Below are 21,372 nucleotides of genomic sequence, written 5' to 3' on the forward strand. Positions count from 1 at the left end.
ATTAAGAGTTATGAGAAAGAATATCATAAAATCAATATATGTTACAGGAGCTTTCTGTGGTTTGATGCTGTTTACAGGATGTGAACTGGATCGTCTTCCTGAAACAACACTTGCCGATAATACATTCTGGCAGAGCGAGACCGACCTTCGTGGTGCTTGCAATAAACTATATGTCGATCTGCCAGGTTTCGATCATGATCGCCGTGCTGATGACATTATTGGTACCTCGGCTAATGGCACATCCAGTGGTAACTGGAGTCTGCCTTCAACATCAGGCGATTGGTCGAACCCTTATAATAAAATAGGTGTATGCAATAATATCATAACCAAGGGTGGAAACGCACCACTTACCGATGCTCAGAAGAACCGTTGGTTGGCAGAGGCTTTCTTTTTCCGTGCTTTCCACTTCTTTGATCTTGTGAAGAAATATGGCGATGTTCCCTTAATACTGAAAGCTTTTGACTCTACAAGCGATCCTGATATCATGATGGCTCGTACACCACGCGAAGAGGTTATCCAACAGTGTTATAGCGATTTGCGCTTTGCTGAGGAATGGTTGCCAGAGATAGATAATGTGAGCAGCGATGCCGATTGGGGACGTGTGTCAAAGTCAGCTGCACGTGCTCTGATGATGCGTATTGGTCTCTATGAGGGCACATTCTCTAGGTATCACGGTTTGGGCAGTGATTCCAAAGCTCATCTTAAGATAGCTGTTGATGCAGCAGAGCGTATCATCAATAGTGGCAAGCATGCCCTTTACCCCGATTATCAGAAGTTGTTCTATTTTGATGGCGAAGGTCGTCAGAATAAGGAGAATGTATTTGTGAAGGTTTATGGTCCAAATGGCGCAGGTGCAACTATCTCACACGGTAACTCACGTCAGATGGAGAACGGTGTAAGTATTACGCGCCAAACTATCGATCAGTATCTCTATACCGATGGCTTGCCTCGTGAGAAGAGTACGCTGGCTATGATTCCGGAAACACATTATGATGATGTGTTTGAGAATCGTGACCCACGTCTGGCCATGACTATCTATCATAAGGACGAGGAGGCTTATAAGGGTGGTTATACTCCATTTAATAATCAGCATGGCAACGGCTATGGCTTGAAGAAGGGCTTTATGCTTGATGAATGGACCACAAATAGCCGCGAGACTGTTGATAAGATGGTTATACGTTATGCTGAAGTACTGCTCTCATACGCTGAGGCTCTTTATGAGTTGAATGGAAGCATCACCGATGAAAAGTTGGATCTCACTGTGAATGCTGTTCGCGCCCGTAGCGGTTTCACTGCTAAACTTACAAATAGTTTTGCCCAACAGAATGGCTTGAATATCCTTGATGAGATACGTCGTGAACGCTTGGTTGAGTTTATAGACGAGGGATTGCGTTACAACGATATTATCCGTTGGAAGATTGCAGAGAAGGTACTGCCAGTTACCATGCTCGGATTGAAGTATAACGAGGATGATACCAGTGCTCAGCGTGAGGACTTGCAGAGCCGATTGACCACAGAAGGTGGTATGTATAAAGGAAAGAAGGTTTGCGATCAGGCCGACATCTATGTGATTGAGGAGGCCGATACTCGCTCATTCAATCCTGCAAGAGACTATTTCTATCCCATTCCTACTTATGAGATCGCGACCTCAGAGGGTAACGTAATTCAGAATCCAGGATGGTAAACAATAACAACTGAAAAAGAACGTCATATGAAAAAGATAATTTATCAGATAGCTTGTATGCTTAGCATTGTGACCTTTGTCATGTCGATGTCTTCATGTAGCGATGATGCGTGGGGCAATGACAATCCAGAGACAGAAAATGTATTCTATTTCGGATTCCAGGATTGGGGCCGATTAAACAATGGTGTGACTTATACTGTAACTCAAGGTGAAACGCTTGATATTCCTGTTCAGTTTTGGTGCGCAGGCTCGCGCTCTTTCGATGCAGAGGCTTTCTATTATGTGGATTCTAGTCTGACATTGGGAACCGATTTCCAGATTGTTGATGCCAACGGCAATGCTCTGCAACAAGATGCCAAGGGAGCATTTACAATGAAGTGGCAACTCACAGGAAGTGATGTTACTGATAATCATCGGATACAGAGCATCTACTTCAAAGCTTTGAATGGGGCTAAGGGTGATGTCACTGTATCAACCTACGATCCTAAGGATGTTGATGCCGATGGAAAGGTGAGAATCTCGAACGGTTCGACTGACGGCGTGATTTATACGCCAAACAATATCAACAGTCAGTACGAGGTTCATTGTTTTACACAGAACTACAAAGTAAAAGTTACTATTAAGTAATATTTTGGTTATATATGAAATATAGGTTAGTTGTATTCATACAGTTAGTTTTATTATTAGTAGTGAAGGCAGGTGCGCAGTCCCTTTGGGACGGCGCGCACCTTGCTCACGTTAAAACCTGCCTGGAACAGCCTGCCTATGCTACGGCATATCACCAACTGACACGTGAGGCTGATTGGCTGATGCAGGCAGAACCAGTGTCGGTGATGATGAAAAAGAAAGTGGCTGTTAGTGGCGACAGGCATGACTATATGAGTCTGTCGCGCTACTATTGGCCTGATCCGTCAGAGCCCGATGGCTTGCCTTATATCGTACGTGATGGTGTGTCGAATCCTGAGTTGGAGGAGTTTGATCGCCCTCGTTTGGCACAGATGGCCAATAACGTAACAACGCTTTCATTGGCGTGGTACTTCAGTAATGATGAACGCTATGCCCAGAAAGCAGTAGAACAGTTACGTGTTTGGTTCATCAATAAGGCCACTCGTATGAACCCTAATCTGAACTATGCTCAGACAATTCCCGGTAAGTTCGGTGGAAAAGGTCGCTGTTATGGCGTTATCGACGGATACTCGTTTGTTGAAATGCTTGATGCTGTACAGTTATTAGAGCATTCAAAATCGTTTACTTCCAAAGATTCCAAGGCGCTGAAACTGTGGTTCTCGCAGTTTCTGAATTGGATACTTACCAGTGATCAGGGAATAGAAGAGGGACAGCAATTGAACAACCACTCAACAGCACACGATGTGCAGGTTATTGCTTATGCCAAATATGTAGGTAATACCAAGGTTATGAACCAATTTCTTGGTGAGTTCTATCATAAACGTTTGATAGCACAGATAGAACCCGATGGCAAACAACCCCGTGAACTGAGACGCACCCTTGCTTTTGGCTATTCCCAGTATAACCTGACTCATATCATCGATGTGTTTCAGATTGCTCGTTCAGCTCATTATGAATTGCATCCTGACGCTCTCTCATTGTTAGAGAAAGCTGCCGATTTCCTGGCTGACTATCTTGGAAAGAAAGTCGAAACATGGCCATATCAGCAAATCAGCGATTGGGAAAACAAGCAGAATCTGTTGTCGTATGATCTTTATCGCCTTTGGTTGCTCGATTCAAATCGAGTCGATTATCTGAAACAGGCGCAGACGAATATGGTCAAACGCTTTTCCGACCGCTTCTTCCTGTTGTATTATCATCCCGATAACATTGATCATGCTTATGCAGCTGCCGATACACAGTTAAGATGCTTATTAAAGAACACTGAGATAGCTAGGAAGGCTGCCAAGGATAAATCGAAAATCATGCCACGCTGTGTAGAAAAGGATGGCTCACTTCGGTTAGTCGGCATGTACGATTGGTGCTCGGGATTCTTCCCTGGTGAACTCTGGCAGATGTATCAATATACTAACGATCCTTTTTGGAGTAAGCAGGCTGCATCAAATACATGGATGATTGAGAACGTAAAGAGGCATACTGGTACTCACGACCTTGGCTTCATGATGTATACCTCTTTTGGAAAAGGCTGGCAGTTGACAGGTGATGAATCGTATCGCGATGTTATCGTCCAGTCGGCCCAAAGCCTTGCTACACGTTTCAATGAAAAGGTGGGGTGTATACGCAGTTGGAGTTGGGGCACACCCGACCGTTGGAAATATGCTGTTATCATTGATAATATGATTAATCTCGAACTGCTATTTGAGGCATCGAGACTGACTAACGATAACCGGTATTATCAGATGGCTGTGAGTCATGCCAATACTACGCTGGCCAATCACTTCCGTGAGGATGGCTCTTCTTATCATGTGGTAGATTATAACCCCGACGATGGGACCGTCATCAAACGCATTACCCATCAGGGCTTGTTTGATGAGTCGGTTTGGAGTCGTGGTCAGGCTTGGGGATTATATGGATTCACCATGTGTTATCGCTATACGCACGACGAGGCTTATCTGAAACGAGCACAGAAGATTGCAAAATTCTTCTTCTCACAGAAAGATATGCCTGATGACTTGATTCCTTATTGGGATATGCGCGATCCAGCTATTCCCAATGCGCCTCGTGATGCTTCGGCTGCAGCTGTCTTTGCTTCGGGACTTTACGAATTGGCTGCTTACTCTGATGTGGAGTTGTCAAAAGAATATCGACGCATTGCTGATAAGATACTATCATCGCTTGCGACTCATTATCAGGCACCTTCTACAACGGCACAAGGTTTTATTCTGCTCCATTCTACAGGAAACTATCCTGCCCACGATGAGATAGATGTTCCCATTAATTATGCTGACTATTATTACCTTGAGGCATTGCATCGTTCTAAAATGGTGGATGATGCTGTGCAGCCTTTTACGGGTGACAATAGTATGACAATCAATGATGGGTGGACGTTTGAAGGCCAGCCAGTCAATTTGCCGCATACATGGAATGCCGATGCATATACAAAGAAAGATTACCTCAAGGGGTGTCTTACTTATGAGCGACAGTTTAAGTGGAAAAAGAAAGACTGTAAGACATGGCTGAAGATAGATGCGGCATTTAAGTGGACCGAGGTGTTACTGAATGGGAAGGTGGTTGGCCGGCATGTGGGTGGTTATACAGCTTTTGCTTTCGACCTGTCTCCTTTTCTGCTTGAAGGCAATAACGTATTACAGATAAAGGTGTCTAATACGGATGATACTATTGCTCCCGTTTCTGCAGATTTTACATTTATGGGTGGCATCTATCGTGATGTATGGTTTATAGAAAAGGCATCAAAACATTTTGATGTGGTTGATGGCGTGTCTGTAACAGCAGATACATGCCGTGTAACTGTCGACTGTAGAGTAGCAGATGCTGAAGGTTGTGTGGTAAGAAGTTTGTTGATGGATGCTGAAGGAAACATATTGGCTCATCAGGTGCAGAATGCTGATGACAATACCCGATTGGTCTTGTCACTGCCCAAGAACCCCAAGTTGTGGTCGCCAGAATCACCTTATTTATATAAGGTAATAACAACCTTAGAGAGTAGGACAGGAAACTGTGAGTTCGACCGACAAGAGCGCTACGTGGGTGTTCGTTGGTATGCTTTTGATGCTGAACGTGGATTCATGTTGAATGGTAAGCCATACAAACTTCATGGAGTATGTATCCATCAAGATCAGAAACCATATGGCATTGCCCTTGATGATGATCAGCACCGTCGCGACTTCAAGTTGATGAAGGATATGGGGGTGAACTTTGTTCGATTGGCTCATTATCCGCAGGATGAGGCTATTTTGGAAATGTGCGATAGGCAGGGTATGTTGGTATGGGAGGAAATTCCTGTTGTGGATTATGTGCCAGCAGGTGATGTTTTTACCAAGAACTGTGAGAGTCAGTTACGTGAGATGATCAGACAACATAAAAGTCACACTTCTGTGATTTTTTGGGGCTATATGAACGAGATTTTGCTTCAGACTCAGCGTAAGTACAAAGATGTTGCACTCGATTCTGCAGTTATGCGTACGCTGGATTTGGCTCGCAGGTTAGAGAAGATTGTGCATGAGGAGGATTCCACTCGAATGAGTGTGATGGCTTTTCATGGTAGTAACGATTACAATAAACGTGGCTTGAGTGACATTCCACAAGTCATTGGCTGGAACTTGTATCAAGGTTGGTATGGTTCTGATTTAAAGGATTTTGAGCGTTTCCTGGAGCGTCAGCATCGTGAGCATCCTACTCATCCTATCATTGTCAGCGAGTATGGTGCGGGTAGTGATCTTCGTCTGCACAATCCTTCTAACGATGCGGCCTTTGATTTCTCCATGGAATACCAGCAGCGTTATGTGGAGCATTATCTGCCTGTGATAGAGCAGACACCCTATGTTAGCGGTGCTGCTTATTGGAACTTTATCGATTTTGCATCGGCTAATCGCGATGAGTCGATGCCACGCATCAATAATAAAGGTCTAGTAACAAATAGTCGTCAGCCTAAGGATGTATATTATTACTTCCAGGCTAATTGGATTAAGAAGCCAGTTGTACATATCGCCGTCCGTGATTGGGCTGAGCGTGTATCGATGTATAGAAAGATGCATGTAAAAGTGTACTCTAATCAGTCTGTTGTAGAACTGATTCATAATGGCAAACCGTTAGGCAAAAAGAAAGTAGATAATTGCGTGGCAGTTTTCGATGTGGACTTAGCTGATGGAAAGAATGTTTTGCGTGCAGTTACTGCTGCCTGTGAAGATGTGATAACAGTAAGCTATCAACAACCTGAAGGTGAAATCGCTGTTAATCTAGGTAGTAGTTGCTATTATCAATCTGATAAGTCTGGAGTAACATGGCTGCCTGATCAACCGTATACTGAAGGTAGCTGGGGATATATAGACGGAAAGGCTATTCAGACTCAGAACGAAATCAGCCAAACTGCTGATGGACCATTATATCAGACTATGCGTGATGAGATGGAGGCCTATCGTTTCGATGTTCCAAAAGGTAGATATGAAATAGAATTGCTTTCTGCAGAAATTCACAAGCCACAGACTTCAAGTGCCTATCTGTTGGATAGAAAAGAACAAACTTCCTCATCATTAGGAGGGTTTTCTATAGTTGTTAATGGTAAGCCTATAGAAACTAGTTGGACGTTCTCGCAGTCATTTTCTGCCACTCGTCGTAGATACATTGTTAATAATACCGACGGCTATCTATTGATGTCATTTGCTCCTAAAGGTTGTTTGTCGGCCGTGAAAATTCGAAAGTTATGAGTTATTTGAATAAATCTTCTCTGCTCTTTTTGTTTACCTGTGTTGTGACAATTCCTGTCACCGCACAGGTTAAAACGTGTGTAGATAATGATTGGCAGTTCATTCGTCAGGATATGGCTAACGTATGGGAGGTGCTGCGACCAGTACAGCAAGGTAAGCCTGAAAGCGTTCCTTTGTGGCAGAATGTGTCATTGCCGCATTGTTATAATGCCGAGGACGGTGTAGATCCTGATGTAAACTACTATCAGGGGCCAGCCTGGTATCGCACCACTCTGACCATCAATAATCCTTATCCCAGTGGACATACGCTGTTGGAGTTTGAGGGCGCAGGACAGAAGACCCGCGTATATGCCGACACCACACTGGTTGGTTCGCATGTGGGTGGCTATGATCGTTGGACGGTTGATATCACTCGTTTTGGTAATGGAAAACTGCCCATCGCAGTTCGTTGCGATAATAGTCGTGATGTAGAGATGATTCCTTCTGATTTATCGGACTTCTGCCTCTATGGTGGATTATATCGCCATGTCAACCTGCTGTATATGCCAAAGGATTATCTAGATGATGTGCGAATAGATGTTTGGGGAAATAAAGTAACAATCGATCCGACACATCTATTAAATGTAGAAATTATAGCTCCTAATGGTAAATGTGTTTTCAAAGGCAATAATAGTCAGCCCATCACTATCAAGAAGCCGATGCTCTGGGATGTTGAGCATCCACAACTCTATACGGCTCGTATCACCTATGGCGAACAGCGTATGGAGAAACGCTTCGGTCTGCGTACATATGAATTCAAGGAACATGGGCCTTTCTATCTTAATGGCAGACGACTGTTGTTGAATGGTACTCACCGTCATGAAGATCATGCAGGCGTTGGGGCTGCAATGACTGATAGTATGATTCGGCGCGAGATGCAGCAGATAAAAGATATGGGGGCAAACTTCATTCGCTTAGGCCATTATCAGCAGAGTGATTTGGTGTTGCAACTTTGCGATTCTTTGGGGCTCTTGGTTTGGGAGGAGATTCCTTGGTGTCGTGGTGGTGTGGGCGGTGAGCGCTACCTGCAGCAGGCTCATCGAATGCTGACTAACATGATCAACCAGCATCGGCATCACCCTTCAGTTATTCTTTGGGGCTTAGGAAATGAGAACGACTGGCCTGGCGATTTCTCTACAAAGATAGATACCGCAGGAGTTAGAAGTCTGATGGGTTCACTTCACCAGCTGGCACACCAACTCGATCCTTATCGTGTTACATCTATCCGCCGATGTGAATTCTGCTCAGATATTGTTGATGTTTATTCGCCGTCGATCTGGGAGGGGTGGTATGCGCATCACTTCACTGACTACCGTTCAAGGATTGAGACTGACATCAAGCGCTATCCTCGCTTACTGCATGCAGAGTGGGGTGGCGATAGCCACGCTGGCCGTCATGCAGAAGGTGGATTTGATATAGAATCGGCCGACCGTAACGGCGACTGGTCGGAGAGTTATATCGTGCGCCTTTACGATTGGCATCTGAAAGAACAAGCACAGATGGACAATCTTACCGGCTCGGCCTTCTGGACATTCAAGGATTTTTGCACGCCTCTGCGCCCGGATAATCCGATACCTTATGTAAATCAAAAGGGTGTTTGTCAGCGTGATGGAACACTCAAGGAGAGTTATTATGTATTCCAATCATATTGGTCTAATAAGCCCGTGCTTCATATCTATGGGCATACATGGCCTATCCGTTGGGGCGATGAGAATGAAGATAAGGAGATTCTTGTTTACTCCAATCAGACCGAGGTTGAGTTAATTGTCAATGGTCAGTCGTATGGTAAGAAACAACGAGACATAAAAGATTATCCTGCCCAAGGGTTCCACTGGAACGTAAAACTTAAAAAAGGCACAAACTATATCCGTGCGGTATCGGCCTGTCTTACCGATGAGATTACTTGTGAATACCAAACTGAAAAATGGGGGGCTCCTGCCCAAATAAACTTAAGCTATGCCGATGGATTAGTAACAGCTCAGATCTGCGATAAGCAGGGCATACCTTGTCTTGATGCTAAGGATTGGCTTGAATTCTCAGTCATCGGCGATGCCAACATGTATCAGAATCAGGGAACCGCTACTGGCTCTCGTCGCATACAGGCTGCTAACGGGAGAGCAACCATTCGTGTAGAAGGAAAGGGTAAGTGTATTGTTGCTGTGAAATCTGTAAAAAATAAAAAAATGGGTAATCTTATAGCATATTTAAATGTATTTTAGTATCTTTGCACCGGAAAAATTAAATTATAGACTAAAATGCAACGATTCTTAACCGTATCTGTATGTATGTTTTGCCTTTGCTTAAAGGCATTGGCTGGTGTACCATTTATTATGCACTATGGTCTGGATGACTATGGTAGTGGACATTCTACATGGCGTATTGCTACCTATGATAATTGGACTTTCTTCGCTAATGAACGTGCTCTGTTATCTTTTGATGGTATTAGTTGGGAACGGCACTTGCTTAATAATCGTTCTGAAGTAAGGGGAGTTGCTGTTTTCCCGAAGCAGCACAGAGTATATGTTGGTGGCGAAAATGAATATGGTTATTTTGAGGTGGGCCAAAATGGAGTACTTCAGTATCATTGCTTGTCAGATTCTGTTGATAAGAGATTTCGTGAGATTGGTAATGTATGGGAAATATATGAGTTGAGTGGCGTTCTATATCTGCGTTGCGACAATTATATTCTTATTATGCACAATAAAGAACCATACATGATTGAATCGAAAGATAAGATCTTTGCCTCAATACTTGTTGATGGCGTCATATATGTCGCAACCGATCATGGTGTACGTATGGTTGCAGGTGAACGACTTATTCCCATAACAGGAGGTGCTCCCTTGGATCATATGCGCATTAACTCCATGTTCAAATATAAACAGGGCATGATTGTGACGACATCAAATGATGGTATGTTCTATTACGATGGTCGTAGGGTTACGTCGATGCCAACAGCCGCAGATAGATTATTGAAAGAGGGTGTGATTTGTTGTGCAGCAATAAATAATGAATTAGTTGCGCTTGGAACTATACATAATGGAGTTGTCTTGCTGAATATGACTACGGGCGAAGTCAGAAACTATAATGAGACTCATGGCTTACAAAACAACACTGTCCTTTCCGTTAATTTTGATGCCGTAGGTAATCTTTGGGCCGGTATGGATTATGGAATTGACTATATCGTTACTCAAGCACCATATTCTCACTTATATGGCAAAGGTTTATCGTACGGAATTGGTTATTGTGCACAAGTCTTTCAAAACAATTTGTATCTTGGTACAGATCGCGGTCTGTTTTTTACCTCTGTTGAACATGTCCTGAATGGTCAGGTATTAAGCCTGGAAAAGGTGGAAAGCCCAAGTGGCCCTGCATGGTATCTATATAGTCATAATGATGAACTATTTTGTCTTCATGACAAAGGAATATTTATCGTTAATGGTAAAAAAGCAACAAAAATAACAGACGTAATTGGAGCTTGGTCATGTGTTGCTCAGACTGGGACTAGTAATAGAATGTTTGTAGGTCTATATAGTGGAATATGTATATTAGAGAATAATAATGGACAATGGCGTTCGCTGGGACAGATAAAGGGGATAAATGAGTCAGGACGATATTTTAAACAGACTGGAAAACAACAGCTTACAGTTTACAATAGAAATATGAATACGGCTGAGGTCTATAATCTTGATAGTTCGTATAGGACAGTTATTAATCATCATACAGAAAGAAAGATATGGGCAGATTCCCTTATGGGGATACCTGCAGATATGTATGATAAATGGGATGCCTCTGGTAATATCGTGAAACTTAACAAGTATGTTAATCTCATTCCTAGTAGTGAGGGCTTTATATTATATAAGCCCGATATCCCCCAACCATCTATGCGTACTCTTATCCAGCAGATGTTACTGACCACCCCCAAAGACTCTGTCGTTTATCGAGCCAATTTTATTCAGCATAAGTCAAATCCAATCATCGGATATGATGGGAATTCTGTTCGTTTTGTCTTTAGCGCAATTACATCGCCAATAAGCGAATCGGTTTCATACCAGTATCGATTGAATGGCGGAGAGTGGTCGGCTCCCAGTGCATCAACAACAAAGGAATACAGCAACCTTTATGAAGGAACTTATACTTTTGAAGTAAGAGCATGTGAAACAACTGGTGATACGAAGGTTGATAGTATTACATTTACAATTCTGCCACCATGGTACCGCACATGGATTGCTGACATTATCTATTTGTTCGTATTATGCTGCTGCGCATTCTTTGCCTATAAATATATTCGTCGTTATATTTGGCATAAACAGAGTCTTGCTGTAGAAGCAAAGACCAAGGAAATGAAAACGGAAATTGTGCAATTGGAAAAGGAGAAAATAGATCTGGAGCTAAAACATAAAAACCAAGAGATTGCAAATCTGATAATCAGTGTCGCAAGAAAAAATGAGACTCTTTTTGCACTGAAAGAGAGTATTCGCACTGTTGCTGTGAAACTATCTAAAACAAATACTGCAGAAAGTAAGCGCGAATTGCTAATGATAAACAATAGTATAGAGTCGAGTATGGAAGGCGACGAGTTATTAAAGCGTTTTGAAGAACAATTTGATCTTGTAAATAATAATTTTATGCAAAGACTATCACAAAAACATCCAGACCTGTCAGGTAGCGAACGATTAATGTGTGCATATCTGAAAATGAATCTTTCGACAAAGGAAATGGCGCCACTCCTTAATATTTCTGTACGAGGAGTAGAAACGATGCGATATAGAATTCGAAAGAAATTTAATCTTGATCGTGAAATAAATCTTATAGAGTATATTAATTCATTCTCTTGATAATCAGGTAGTTGTGATTTTTGACGTACTTCTGACGTATTCGGCAGATGCGGGTGATGTATTTATAACGACCCATATAATGAGCTGCATAAGAACATAATAACTAAATTTGCCGCCGAAATCGACATTTATCATTAACTAAATCAAAAAATCGATTATGAGAAAAGTATTTTTTAATGCGCTCCTTGCTGGAGCAATGATACTAACAGGTGTTAGTTTTTCAGCCTGTAGTAAAGACAACGATGACCTCGAGACCCGTATCACGGCTATTGAAGGTTACTTTAACGAAGCAGTTGGTGCTACAGTTATTAGTGCAACCCAAGCTGCTGATGGTTCATGGACTTTAACTATGAGTGATGGCAAGGTTATTACAACCCCTCCATCAAAGAGTGGATCTGAAGTTACGGTGACTGAGAATGAAAACAACTTTATTATTACCGTAAACGGAACACAGTATGTAATTCCTAAGGCAGCAGCTGCTTGTCAGCTGATTTACAGTCCTCAGTTTGAAGATGGCATTGAAGTATATGATGGTAGCACAATCAATGTTCAGTTCCAGATGAGCCCAAGATTGGCTAATCTTGATAATGCCCAGATTGATATACAGGAGGCCCATGAACTAAGAACTCGTGGAAATAGCGAACTGTTTAAGGTTGTTGATGGAGCCAGTATTACCGGTGAAATGTTAATGGTTCCTGTTCAGGCAACTGGAGCTGAGGAAGGAAAGACATATGCCGTAAATATGGTTATTATGCAGAATGGTAAGACATATATATCTAACTATTTCCGTATTAAAGTAAACAGTAATAATTTCGTGGTAGAGTCCCTTGAGGATTATGGCTTCGCTTCATCTGTAGTTGATGCTCAAAAGAGCGAGGTTACACAATCGGCTGCGGGTACAGATACTTGGCATTGGAATGCTACAATTCCTGCTGATCTGGTGGATGACTTTAATATGGCTGATTTCTTCACGGGTCTACCTGCTGGTGCTACTTTTGAGGTGGCAGGCGCTTCGAAACAATTAAATGAGAATGCCCGTAATGCAAATGAAGTTTTAAAGAATAGTTTGGCTACTGATGGTTCTTGGTCTTTGGCCGGTCGTCCCGGTTGCGACTTTGAAGAGGGCTTTATGGTGAATATTTTGGTTGATGGTGTCGTGAAGATGAAGGTTAACTGGATTTTCATAGATCCACTGAAGGAGGTTAGCTTCAAGGGTGGTTTCAATAATCTATCAGAACATATGGAAATCTGTCCGGAAGATGGATCAGGCTATTGGGCACCTGGCGCTAATAGTTGGGATATACAGAAAGCTTTCTCTGCTGTATATGATGGTGACGATAGTCAGGTTCCGATGCAGCATGGTGGCTCGCAGGCATTCTTGCATGAGCAGTGGGGTAAATACTCTGTTCAAATGAAGGAAGAGGGTGATATTATCTTCCATGATGGCACCCGTCTTGCTTTGGGTGATCTTGGTAAGAAATATGCAAAGTATTCAAAGGGTGTCTATTGGTATCTTGGTGGTGCGGCAGTAACTTCATCAAATCGCCGTAATATAGCCGATAAGCCTGAGGATGAAGCTGCTCTTATTGAGAAGTTCGGAGGTAATTGTAATGGTGAAATCATTAGTGGATGGGACTGGATTCCTTATGAAGACTGGCATGACCTTATTGGTATAGATATTACTGAGAGCGGAGTTATGACAACAGGTCAACAATATCCAGGCTGGGGACTTCGTATTCATGCCCGTGCTGCCTATGAATATGCTTATGGTCAGCGATACATCGGTGATGGCGATGGTGGTATAGCATTCCTCTTTATTAATCGTCGTGGTGCTGCCGAAGGTGTTATCGATCCTGCTTCACGCTAAACAACGAGAATGGAGCAAGGTGCTCCTTGCTCCTTTTAATCACTAATTACATATAATTATGAGAAAGTATATTCTTATTATAATATGCATGCTTGCAGCATTACCAGGATTGTCACAGCAACGTGAGGTGCAAGGTGTTGTGACCGATAATGCTGGTGAGCCTGTTATTGGTGCGACAATACGTGTAAGAGGAACTGATAAGGCGACTATAACAGATATGAGTGGTCATTTTACTATTCAGGCCTCAACAAAAGATAAACTGAATATTTCTTTTGTTGGTTATCTGGATGCCGTAGTTACTGCCTCGCAGAATAAGTTGAAGGTAACTCTTAAAGAAGATAGTCATTTGCTCGATGATGTAGTCGTAGTAGGTTATGGAACTCAAAAAAAGGCTACTCTGACTGGTGCCGTAGCTTCTATAAGTAATAAAGAAATGACTGTTACTAAAAACGAGAATACTGTTAATATGCTGGCAGGTAAGATTCCTGGCATACGTGTTACTCAGTCCAGCTCGCAACCAGGCGAATTTAATAGTAAGATAGATATTCGTGGTATGGGAGCCCCACTTATCGTTGTTGATGGAATTCCTCGCGATCAATCTTATTTTTCGCGTATGGATGCCAACGAGATAGAAAATGTGTCGGTACTAAAGGATGCTTCAGCAGCCATCTATGGTGTACGTGCTGCGAATGGTGTCATCTTGGTAACTACAAAACATGGAACAGGCATGAAGAATGGTAAGTTTGATATCACTTTCTCTGCCAACTACGGCCTGCAGTCATTCCTATATCTGCCAGAAACAGCATCGGCAGCCGAACATATTATGCTTTATAACGAGAAAATCAATAACAATTTAAGTAATAATACATATCCACAGCGTTTGGGCAATGGCTTGAAGTCGTACAAAGATATGTTCTACTATACATCCCATGGTATATCTGGAACAAACTGGACCAAAGAGATGTTTGATAGCACCTCACCACAGGAACAGTATAATGTGTCTTTGAATGGTAGTTCTCAGAAGATAGACTATTTTTTTAATGTAGGCTATATGAAACAGATGGGTAGTTACAAGAGTCATTCGATGAACTACAATCGTTGGAACTTCCGTTCAAATGTTGATGCTCGCATTACTGACCGTCTTAAAGCAATAGTGTCACTAAGTGGGTATCAGGATGAGAAGAATCAGCCATATACCGATATTTGGAGTGTATACAAGAAAGCGTGGACTTATCGACCAACAGCTAGTCCATACTTAAATGGTAATACAGATTATCCTTCAAAAGACCCTGATTTTACAGAAGAAGCAAATCCTGTGACAGAGATTGATTCTGATTATTCAGGCTTCAGACGTGAGCGCCGCTATAATTTTAATGGAGCAATGACTCTACAATACGACTTTAAGTATATAAAGGGTCTGAGCGCCAAGGCGTTTTACAGCTATGATTATTACACAACAGATAACCATAATTATCAGAAGGAGTATAATCTTTATCGACTCAATGATCCTACTAAAGGTATGGACGAACCAGGCAATCTGGTTTCTTTGCCGCAGAATTCTGGAAAATCATATGTACGTCGTTGGACAGATCCCAGTCATTCTACAGATTTGCAGTTGTCGCTTAATTACAATCGTGCATTTGGCGATCACAAAATTAATGCCTTGCTGCTTTATGAAGAGCAATATAATACATGGGACAACTTTTCAGCCCAACGCAATATGCTGTTAGCAACAGAGTATCTGTTTGCCGGTGATACTGATGGTATGGCCGGAGCAAGTTCTGGCATTGGTGATATTACTCGTAGAGCATGGGTGGGCCGCTTAAACTATGACTATCAAGGAAAGTATCTTGCAGAGTTCGCTTTCCGTGAGGACGCTTCTTCTCGTTGGGCTGATGGTAAACGTTGGGGATTCTTCCCGTCAGTACTTATTGGTTGGCGTGCTAGCGAGGAACGTTTCGTTAAGAAACTTATTCCGTTCCTTTCGAATTTGAAATTCCGTTTGTCGTATGGCGAAATGGGAGACGATGGTGCTGCAGGAACATATCCTCCAACTGTGGTAGGATATAATCTAAATAATGATTATGGTTGGTACTATACAGAAGGTACGTTGACAACAGGTGTCACCCCAACTGCGATACCTAACCCTGATTTGACGTGGTACAAGTCAAAACTATATAATGCAGGTATTGATTTCGAGCTTTGGAATGGACTCCTTGGTGGAACTTTTGAAGTGTTTAAGCGCAATAGAAGTGGCCTTCTTGACCGTTCCAACCGGACAATTCCAGGTACAGTCGGTGCTGATTTGCCTCTGGAGAATATGAACAGCGATATCACTTTTGGTTGGGAAATCAGTCTCTATCATCGTCATCGTATCGGTGAACTGGGCTATCAGGTTATGGGACAGATTTCTGCAGCAAAGAATCGTTGGGATACGCGTGCCAACAATCAGGGAAGTAATTCTATGAGTAACTGGTATGATGTGAACCGTAGCGGACGAAATATGGATATTTGGTTTAGTATAGAAGAAGGCGGACGTTTTTCTAGTTATGAAGAAATACAGAAACATACTACTATTGGTACTAATTATGGTACAGGAACTCTACCAGGAGATTATTGGTATAAAGATTGGAATGGCGATGGTGTGGTAGATGGAAATGATAATCATCCAGTCGCTACTTATAATCTTCCTGTATTCAATTATGGTATCTCATTGTCAGCCGATTGGCGTGGAATTGACCTCTCGATGAACTGGCAGGGATCAGCTGGTATCTATAATTTGTATGATGAGGTATTTACTGAAGTATGTCCGTTTAATGGTGGAGCTGCTCTTGACATCTATCTGGATCGCTGGCATACAAAGAACCTGACGGATGATCCATGGAACCCTAATACAGAATGGGTGTCTGGATATTATCCCGCAACAGGTCATAGTTTCAACATTGGTACAACTGGAATACAGAATACCTCTTACATTCGTCTTAAAACTTTGGAACTTGGTTATTCTCTCCCAAAGAAATGGTTAGGAAAAGTAGGCATAAAAGATTTGAGAGTATATGCTAATGCCTATAATCTGCTGACTATTACCGGAATCAAGAATATGGATCCAGAGCGACCCGGTCATCAGGGTGGAGCCAATAATGGTACCGAAACAAGCATCTTGTTCTATAACTATCCTGTAAACCGCTCGTTTAATTTTGGTGCAACGCTTAAGTTCTAATTAAATAAAGAAAAGAATATGAAAACTATTAAATATCTATTATTTATAGCACTTGTAAGCACGCTGATAACTGCTTGTAATGATTTGGAACTTGAGCCTAAGGGCATCTTGGCCGAAAACCTGTTGTTTAAGTCTGAGGTAGGTGTGCAGCAGTATTTCGCGCGTGTTTATGTTTCTTTGCCAATAGAAGATTTTAATTATTATCAAGGCGAAGGTTATAAAAAAGAGGGAAACGCATGGGAAGGTCAGAAGAATAGTCCGTCATCTGTATGTCTAGAGGGTAATGGACGAGGTGAGAATATGGATGCGGGTTATTACTGGCCGTATTCAGAAATACGATATGTTAATACTTTCCTGTCAGAATTCCCTAACTATCGTGAGAATTACACCGAAGCTGATTATGAAGCTTTGTTATCCGAAGGTTATTTTATCCGTGCTTTCTATTACTTTGGTTTGGTAAAACGTTTTGGCGGTGTACCTCTTATTAGTACTCCTCAAGATCCAAAAGCTGATTCTGACAGTTTGAAGGTGCCTCGTAGCACTGAGTATGATACATATAAGTTCATTTATCGCGATTTAAAGTATGCCATGGAGCATGGTAGTACAGATAAAAAACGTACAACCCGTGGAACCGCCTATGCTGCAGCAGCCTTGATGTCGCGTGTGATGCTTTATGCTGCCTCAAGTGCAAATTATGGTTGGACGGTAGGAACTACAGGTCCTGCGGTAAATGCTGGTTTGATGATTATTCCACAGGAATATGCAGAGGAATTTTATCAATATGCCTACGATGCTTGTAAGTTCTTGCATGATGCTGGCTTTAAGTTGCATACGGCGGGTGATGCTGAGACTGCTTTTGTCGAAGCACTGACCAATGACACCGAAGAGGATATCTTTATGAAGCGATTTGGTAATGTAACAACGCTCGAAGCAGGCGGAAACCGTAATACTGGATTGTTCCATAGTTGGGATGCAATGACAATGCCACTTGGTACAGGTCTGTCGTCGAGTGTTGGATGTGCATTGCAAGGGTGTTGGGAGTCTGCTAAGTTATTCCAGATGCCTGCAATTGTGGATGAGGATGGAAAACCAATCCGTTTTAATAATCCGTCTGAGTTATGGAATACTGATGAGATGGAAGGTCGTGCTCGCGCAACTTTCTTCTTCTCTGGGATGACAGAGCCTGTTTCAGGTGAAAAGATGGATTTCCAGGCAGGTATCTTTAAAACTTATGGCGATCATACCCAAGCTGATGGTTGTCCTTATGGAGGAAGTAATGATTTTACCAATGAGAATCGTGTCATAGGTGGCGATAATGAGATGCTGAACGGAATGCGTATCAATGGTCGTTATGGCATGGTAACAAATCATGGTGACGAAGGTTGGAACTATATGGGTATCGGTGTCCGTAAGTATGTTGGTACAACTACTAGTCGTGGTAAAGAGTTGCATCAGAGTTCTACCAATTGGAAAGTCTTGCGTTATGGTGAGGTACTCTGTAATTGGGCTGAGGCAGCCTATGAACTTGGAACTCTGCGTGGTAACGAAAGCCTGAAGCAGGAGGCTATTACACATATTAATGAGTTGCACGCCCGTGCTGGCGCCCGTCCTTATGTGTATAAGACTGATGCTCAGAATGTTAATGAGATAGATGCAGAGCAATATCCCTATTCTTATAACGTTGATGAGAATTTGCAATACATCCGCGATGAGCGAGTGCGTGAGTTATGTTTTGAGAACCAGCACTATTGGGATCTTCGCCGATGGAGAGTATATCATGACTTGTTCCAGAACACAATAGCTCATTGCCTTTCTTGTTATTATGTTCTCGATGAGGATAAATATATATTCTTACCAGATGAACCAACTATGAACTCTTATCGCCGTACGTTCTATTCTTCGCAATATTACAAACAAATAGGCGATGATGAGATCAATAAGAACGATTTGATTATACGCAATGATGGATTCTAAATAAATCGAATGATGAATATGAAAAAGTTACATTTAGGCCTGATCGCCAGCATCACTATGTTTGGATTTGTGTCTTGTATGGAGATTGATAACTTTGATGAGCCTGCTGCATCTATAAGAGGCAACATCATTGACTCAACAACAGGACTCCCATATGTGGGATGTGTGGGCGACAACCATATTAAAATATGGGAGAAGAGCTTTAGCACTAACCCGGCAGAACAAGGACTACATATCAAGTCTGACGGTACTTATGTCAATAATAAACTGTTTGCAGGAACCTACGATATGTGCCCTGTAGATGGTCCTTGGTTCCCTGTCGATACGATCCGTGGCGTACAGATTGGAAATAATAACAACGCTACTCAAGATTTTATTGTAACTCCATATGTTAAAGTCAAGGATTTTGCAACTGAACTCTTGAAATGTCCAGAATCGGCTTATGATACATTAGTAGTAAGTGGACGCTTGTATGCTCCATATCCAAAGGGGTATAATGGTATGGATATGCCACAAGTACGTGAAATACGTCCTTTCGTGAGTAATAACGAAACCTGCGGTGCCTCCATGTGCATGAGCTATTATTATAATGATCAGTGGCGTGTCAATGTCAGAAAAGGCTGGAGTGCAATTGGCGATATGGAGACTGGTGAAGGCAATCTGACCTATGAATTCCGTTTGCCGGTAAAGCGTGGCTATAATTATTGGGTTCGTATGGGTGTTAACATGAACGATCAGTATAACCATTGGAACTATTCGGAGATTAAATCAGTAACAATTCCTCAGTAAAATATGAAGTGTAAAGTTAAGTTATGTGGCATGTTGGTGGTAGAGGCCTTTATTGGCCTCTCCATCATGGCTTGTTCTGGTGGTGGCAATGACGATTATATTCCACCAGCCGTGATACCAGCCCCCCCCTCAAATCCTGGTACTACAGAGCCTGTCGCTGAATATAATAGCCTAGGTGATGGTTTTAAAGCTCATCAGGAAGGAGAACCTTACGAAACGTATGTAGGGTTGGTTATGTGTGGTTATCAAGGATGGTTTGGAACTCCAGGAGATAAGTCGCCTTTAACCACTGTATATCCTAACGAAGGATGGTATCATTATCGCGAAAATGAGCAATTCCGACCAGGAGTGTTACGTAACAGTATTGATTTCTGGCCCGACATGTCTGAATATGAGAACAAGTATGTTGTTGGGGATGGAGATCTTACGGGTTACAGTTCTCCATTTGTAATGCCTGACGGTACTCATGCCACGGTGTTTAGTTCATATGATCGACAGACTGTTATGACTCATTTCAAATGGATGAAGCAATATAACATTGATGGTGCATTCATGCAGCGCTTTGTTGGTGAGATTATGGATTCTCGGCATAAGGATCATTTTGATGTGGTTCTTGATAATGCTATGAATGCTTCAAATGAGTACCAGCGTGCCATTGCAGTGATGTATGATATGAGTGGCATAACAACTGATGCAAAAATGAGAATCATGATTAATGATGCACAAGAACTGATGAATAAATATAAGCTGAACGACCGCTCAAAACAGAAATACTACCTTTATGAAAATGGTAAACCGATGCTTGCTCTTTGGGGAGCTGGATTTAATGATGATAATCATCCTAAACCGTCTTTCCTTAAAACTTATGTTGACGAGTTAAAGGCTCAGGGCTGGAGTATTATGCTAGGCTGCCCAGGATATTGGCGCCAAGGAGGCAATGATTGCGTAGGCGGTTCGGAGCATACAGAGCTTATCAAACTTATAAAGCAGTGCGATGCTTTCATTCCATGGTATGTTGGTCGTTATGGTCATGATAACTTTACAAACAATGATTGGCAGACTCGAATTAAACAGGATATTGCAACCGCCAAGACCTATTCATCAGATGGTCATCGTGTGGTTTATGCAGAACATATATTTCCTGGCGGAAGCGATCGTAATATGCATCCGAATAATGGTAAAGATTCTCCAGACCATACAAACACAGGCTTCCGATTTGGTGGAAAGTTCTTCTGGAATCAGTTCTACTATGATATCAAGAACGGAACACAAGCTATCTACGTCGGTATGTTTGATGAGATGGATGAAGGTACTGCAATATTTAAGCAGTTGAATGTTAGCAAGGTTCCTAGTAATATAGCGTCTGAAGATTATTATGTGAATTATAGTTCTAATGGCAGTTATTCTGTTTCTACAAGTCAGCGCACAGGCTCTTCTATTCAGTGGAGTGAACTGGCTAGTTCTTTGAATATCTGTTTCCAGGGAATAGATGACGACAAACCAACAGATTATTATCTGTGGTTAACAGGTGAAGGCCGTAAGATGCTTAATGGACAGATTAAAATGACAAAAGAGATTCCAACACGATAAATTTTACATATATGAAACTTTAT

The 21,372-nt window shown here is 42.1% G+C and carries 10 protein-coding genes; all 10 read left to right on the top strand.

All coding sequences use genetic code 11. The features are described from left to right. The first annotated feature begins 10 nt into the window (after positions 1-10). The 10 genes from BUB86_RS02055 to BUB86_RS02105 all read left to right on the top strand — a co-directional run bounded on the left by BUB86_RS02055 (position 11) and on the right by BUB86_RS02105 (position 21,349). On the top strand, positions 11-1,684 hold the full coding sequence (locus BUB86_RS02055; protein ID WP_175549379.1) for a RagB/SusD family nutrient uptake outer membrane protein: 1,674 nt from the start codon (positions 11-13) through the stop codon (positions 1,682-1,684). A 27-nt stretch (positions 1,685-1,711) separates the two neighbouring features. Next, positions 1,712-2,311 carry a hypothetical protein gene (locus BUB86_RS02060; protein ID WP_139261304.1) on the top strand — a complete coding sequence of 200 codons (600 nt, stop codon included), beginning with the start codon at positions 1,712-1,714 and terminating at the stop codon, positions 2,309-2,311. 14 nt (positions 2,312-2,325) lie between these two features. Beyond that, positions 2,326-7,035, top strand: coding sequence for an alginate lyase family protein (locus BUB86_RS18205; protein WP_081373037.1), 4,710 nt, complete (start codon positions 2,326-2,328; stop codon positions 7,033-7,035). Further along, a complete protein-coding gene (locus BUB86_RS02075; protein ID WP_073204545.1) occupies positions 7,032-9,293 on the top strand; it encodes a glycoside hydrolase family 2 TIM barrel-domain containing protein in 2,262 nt (753 codons plus the stop codon). Before BUB86_RS18205 ends, BUB86_RS02075 begins: the two co-directional genes overlap by 4 nt. Positions 9,294-9,329: 36 nt before the next feature. Beyond that, complete coding sequence (locus BUB86_RS02080) at positions 9,330-11,909, top strand: triple tyrosine motif-containing protein (protein ID WP_073204548.1); 2,580 nt, start codon at positions 9,330-9,332, stop codon at positions 11,907-11,909. Between the two features lie 157 nt (positions 11,910-12,066). Next, the gene (locus BUB86_RS02085) at positions 12,067-13,776 is read left to right on the top strand and encodes a hypothetical protein (RefSeq protein WP_139261306.1); all 1,710 of its coding nucleotides are present in this window, start codon (positions 12,067-12,069) and stop codon (positions 13,774-13,776) included. 58 nt (positions 13,777-13,834) lie between these two features. Then, positions 13,835-16,996 (top strand): SusC/RagA family TonB-linked outer membrane protein, encoded by a 3,162-nt coding sequence (locus tag BUB86_RS02090; RefSeq protein ID WP_073204554.1) that lies wholly within the window; start codon positions 13,835-13,837, stop codon positions 16,994-16,996. 18 nt (positions 16,997-17,014) lie between these two features. Then, a complete protein-coding gene (locus BUB86_RS02095) occupies positions 17,015-18,970 on the top strand; it encodes a RagB/SusD family nutrient uptake outer membrane protein (protein ID WP_073204556.1) in 1,956 nt (651 codons plus the stop codon). Positions 18,971-18,988: 18 nt separating this feature from the next. After that, complete coding sequence (locus BUB86_RS02100) at positions 18,989-19,759, top strand: DUF3823 domain-containing protein (RefSeq protein ID WP_073204638.1); 771 nt, start codon at positions 18,989-18,991, stop codon at positions 19,757-19,759. 3 nt (positions 19,760-19,762) lie between these two features. Next, complete coding sequence (locus BUB86_RS02105) at positions 19,763-21,349, top strand: glycoside hydrolase family 71/99-like protein (protein ID WP_073204560.1); 1,587 nt, start codon at positions 19,763-19,765, stop codon at positions 21,347-21,349. Positions 21,350-21,372 lie beyond the last annotated feature (23 nt).

Origin of the sequence: Xylanibacter ruminicola (assembly GCF_900142525.1) — a bacterium.
GTDB lineage: Bacteria > Bacteroidota > Bacteroidia > Bacteroidales > Bacteroidaceae > Prevotella > Prevotella ruminicola_A.

Bases quoted from the DNA above. Each gene is read 5' to 3' on its own strand.
- BUB86_RS02060 (WP_139261304.1), top strand. From the start codon at position 1,712: ATGAAAAAGATAATTTATCAGATAGCTTGTATGCTTAGCATTGTGACC.
- BUB86_RS02085 (WP_139261306.1), top strand. From the start codon at position 12,067: ATGAGAAAAGTATTTTTTAATGCGCTCCTTGCTGGAGCAATGATACTA.
- BUB86_RS02095 (WP_073204556.1), top strand. From the start codon at position 17,015: ATGAAAACTATTAAATATCTATTATTTATAGCACTTGTAAGCACGCTG.
- BUB86_RS02075 (WP_073204545.1), top strand. From the start codon at position 7,032: ATGAGTTATTTGAATAAATCTTCTCTGCTCTTTTTGTTTACCTGTGTT.
- BUB86_RS02105 (WP_073204560.1), top strand. From the start codon at position 19,763: ATGAAGTGTAAAGTTAAGTTATGTGGCATGTTGGTGGTAGAGGCCTTT.
- BUB86_RS18205 (WP_081373037.1), top strand. From the start codon at position 2,326: ATGAAATATAGGTTAGTTGTATTCATACAGTTAGTTTTATTATTAGTA.
- BUB86_RS02055 (WP_175549379.1), top strand. From the start codon at position 11: ATGAGAAAGAATATCATAAAATCAATATATGTTACAGGAGCTTTCTGT.
- BUB86_RS02090 (WP_073204554.1), top strand. From the start codon at position 13,835: ATGAGAAAGTATATTCTTATTATAATATGCATGCTTGCAGCATTACCA.
- BUB86_RS02100 (WP_073204638.1), top strand. From the start codon at position 18,989: ATGAAAAAGTTACATTTAGGCCTGATCGCCAGCATCACTATGTTTGGA.
- BUB86_RS02080 (WP_073204548.1), top strand. From the start codon at position 9,330: ATGCAACGATTCTTAACCGTATCTGTATGTATGTTTTGCCTTTGCTTA.